This window comes from Actinoplanes sp. ATCC 53533 (assembly GCF_003947245.1).
This window is the reverse complement of record NZ_QHHV01000385.1, coordinates 1-2,688: the sequence shown is the minus strand read 5'-3', so window position 1 is coordinate 2,688 and position 2,688 is coordinate 1. Positions and strand designations below refer to the sequence as shown.

The following is a 2,688-nucleotide window of genomic DNA, read 5'->3' as shown; positions in this document are numbered from 1 at the left end:
TGACTACCTACTCTGCCCTCGGTCCCGCCGCGGTGTCCTCCAAATAGTGCCGCGCTCCAGACGGCGGTCTCCGCCTACCTCGGCCGCTACCGCGGCGCAACACGGCAGCACACCGAGTCGGACCTGCGAATCTTCTTGACCTGGTGCGCCGACCAGGAACTCAATCCGCTCACGGCCAGGCGGGTCGACATCGAGCGGTACGTGCGCTGGCTGCAGGATGTGCGCTGCTACCAGCCCTCGACAGTCTCCCGCCGGCTGTCGGTCGTGATCGGCTTCTACCGCGTCTGCGTCATCGACCAGGCCCTGCCACACTCACCGGCCGACTACGTCCGCCGGCCGCTCGTGCCACCTGAATCACCCACCCTCGGGTTGGGCCATCTGCAGTTCGAAGCACTGATCACCACCGCGCGCCTGTCGGCGAACCCGAACGACTTCGCCCTGATCACGATGCTCGGCCTACTTGGGCTGCGGATCCTCGAAGCCTGCGGCGCCAGCATCAGTGACCTGGGCGAGGAACACGGCCACCGCGTCCTGCGGGTACGCGGCAAGGGCAGCAAAGTCGTCCTCGTCCCGCTACCACCCGCGGTCGCCCGCGCCATCGACCACGCAGTCTCAGGACGCGACGGCGGTCCGCTCCTGCGCAACACCCTCGGCGCCCGGATGGACCGGCACGCCGCCACCCGCCGACTCAAACTGCTGGCCGACACCGCCGGGATCCGGATGCCGAGGATGCACCCGCACATGCTGCGGCATACGTTCGTGACCACCATGCTCGACGCCGGCGTCAGCCTCCGCGACGTGCAGATCGCCGCCCGCCACGCCGACCCGCGCACCACCATGCGCTACGACCGCGCCCGCAAGACCCTCGACCGCCATCCCAACTACATCCTCGCCGCCTACATGGCCTCCGGAACATAGCGGTCCACGCGCGGCTTTGCCGATGAGAGTGCGCTCCTTCACAGCGAGATCGTCGCCAAGTTCGAAGAGCCATTTCACTCGCCTACAGAGAAACGACTGTTGCAGCAATCGCGAGATTTGCAAGTGCAACCAAGGCGAAGGCAAGTGCAATCTTGCTCCACCTATATTTCCGCCGTGCTATACAGGAGATGGACCAGAATTGCCCTATCACCTCTCGGGCCAGCCGGTCTTTGTCGCCCAAGAGCGCACACGCTTGGTCTACAAACTCTCGAGGCGTCCCAAACTTTTGATCAATGTGGCCGAAGAAAAGCTCGCTTCTGACGCAGTCTTGCGTGTAAAGTCGCGGCCACAGCGTCATTGCCGCAGAGATTCCGGCTGCAACCGAACTGGCTGCACTAACACAGAGGGGCAGGGCAAGGGAGGGCTGCTCGAACGACTGTCCTTTGGCGATATTGAGGAGCAGTCCGATTATCGCTGTCGATGAAGCAAGCGTAACTGCCGCCTTAGTCTCCACATTCTTGATCAAGTCTACGACTGAGGCTAGCGCCTTCCAGGCATCATCAGAGTGTCGGTGCTCTGCGGTGGGATTACTTACTCTGGCCATTGTCATGGGGGCTGAAGGTCTGCGCACCTGTGCTCCTAATATGGATCTATACAGGAAACGCTACGATCGACGCGTGAAACTAGTCTGAGGCTCCCCTGAACGTCACGCTGTGTCCGCCATCACCAGCGTGGAGGATTTCCGACGTGTGTTCCGCCACATCGTCTGGCATTTTCTTGCGCGCCTCTACCATTGGATCAACGCCACCGGGGCAGCCGACCGCCTGAATGCGATCATGGCAGAAAGATCGCCTAATGGAGAGCGGCCGACAGACGGCATCTTCCGGGCTCGAACAGGGCAACACAGCCGAACAGTGAGGCTTTCCGAGTAACGGCCGTTGACGTTGGGTGACGGGTTTTAGGTGGTCCGGCCATGTTCGATGTGCAGGATCACAAGGGCCGCGGCGGTGATCCGGCTGATGGTCCAGGGCAGAGACTGACGTTTCGTAGGGCTTTGAACGTGGTCTTGAGCAGGGAGTTCCCGCGTTCGCCGATGGCGCGGACCGCGTTGTGGGCTCGGTTGAACTGCTGCTCAATGGTGGTGCAGGACCGGTTTTTCGGCTTCTTGAACGCGACGGTGATGGTGGCTTGTTCGCCTTCGTAGCCCAGGTCTCCGAGCACGCGTAGATCGTCGTCTGTCCACGTGGCCAGCAACGGCAGGATCTCGGTGTGGTGGCGCAGGGCGGTGGTGTCGTGTTCGCGGCCGGGACGCACGGGTGAGGTCCAGAGCGGCCAGCCGTCCGGAGCGGTGATGACCTGGACATTTCCGCCATGGTTGGCGTGCTTTCCTGACCACCAGAGATCGACGCCGGGAGTTGGGCCCGGGGTGCGGGACCGGTCGGTCTCGATCAGCGTGCCGTCGATGTTGACGTGCGCGTAGCCGGCCATTTTCGCGGCGAGCAGGACCGATGACAGGCCGGGTGCCTGGTCGGCGATCACGCTGAGGCCTTCGTGCAGATAGGCGTACCCGGTCGAACGGCTGACCTCGTTGTCGATGGCCAACTGGGTGATCCGGGTGCCGTCGAGCAGCCAGCGTAGGACCAGGATCGCCTGGCGGTAACAGCCCAGCGAACGGGTTCCGGCCCTGGTCCCGAGACGACGACGTTCAGCGTGCAGCAGAGCGGACACGAACACTACGGTGTCCTCGGATACGGGCAGGCTGGCGGTGTA

Annotated in this window: 2 protein-coding genes and 1 pseudogene; 1 reads left to right on the top strand and 2 read right to left on the bottom strand. The window is 63.2% G+C overall.

Annotated elements, in window-relative coordinates:
• The first annotated feature begins 135 nt into the window (after positions 1-135).
• The gene (locus tag DMB66_RS57860) at positions 136-918 is read left to right on the top strand and encodes a tyrosine-type recombinase/integrase (RefSeq protein WP_199753266.1); all 783 of its coding nucleotides are present in this window, start codon (positions 136-138) and stop codon (positions 916-918) included.
• A gap of 82 nt (positions 919-1,000) precedes the next feature.
• On the opposite strand, the gene DMB66_RS66395 is transcribed toward DMB66_RS57860, so the two are convergent.
• Positions 1,001-1,522 (bottom strand): Pycsar system effector family protein, encoded by a 522-nt coding sequence (locus DMB66_RS66395; protein ID WP_370321450.1) that lies wholly within the window; start codon positions 1,520-1,522, stop codon positions 1,001-1,003.
• A 354-nt stretch (positions 1,523-1,876) separates the two neighbouring features.
• Positions 1,877-2,688 (bottom strand): annotated as a pseudogene (locus DMB66_RS57855) (transposase family protein); the annotation flags it as partial.

What these genes read in the sequence shown, in the direction of transcription:
- DMB66_RS66395 (WP_370321450.1), bottom strand. Translation starts at nt 1,522, where the DNA reads ATGGCCAGAGTAAGTAATCCCACCGCAGAGCACCGACACTCTGATGAT.